The sequence below is a fragment of the Bacillus sp. SIMBA_026 genome (assembly GCF_046535335.1).
In the GTDB taxonomy this organism is placed as follows: domain Bacteria; phylum Bacillota; class Bacilli; order Bacillales; family Bacillaceae; genus Bacillus; species Bacillus velezensis.
Genome location: NZ_JAWRWX010000480.1, coordinates 1 through 236, shown reverse-complemented (window position 1 = coordinate 236; position 236 = coordinate 1). Strand labels below are relative to the sequence as shown.

General features: G+C 65.7%; 1 protein-coding gene. It reads right to left on the bottom strand.

What is annotated here, in order from left to right; translation table 11 throughout:
• Positions 1 to 141, bottom strand: a 141-nt coding sequence (locus tag SB847_RS22235; RefSeq protein WP_410578929.1) for a TetR/AcrR family transcriptional regulator, incomplete at its 3' end; no start/stop codon positions are given.
• Between the last annotated feature and the right edge of the window lie 95 nt (positions 142 to 236).

Below are 236 nucleotides of genomic sequence, written 5' to 3'. Positions count from 1 at the left end.
CCCGAAGTGTTCGTAGATCACAGGTTTGGAGACTCCGGCCTTGGCGGCGATCTCCTCAATGGTTGTCGCGTCGAGTCCCCGCGCAGCGAAGAGGGAGCGGCCAATGCCGATCAGTTGCGCCTTTCGCTGGTGCCCTGTCATCCGAACGCGGGCCGCCGGCTCCCCTAGGGAGGCCTCGGTAGCGGGTTCCAAGCCAACAGAACCCGTTGGGGCCTGGGGCAGGTTGGTGGGCTTGC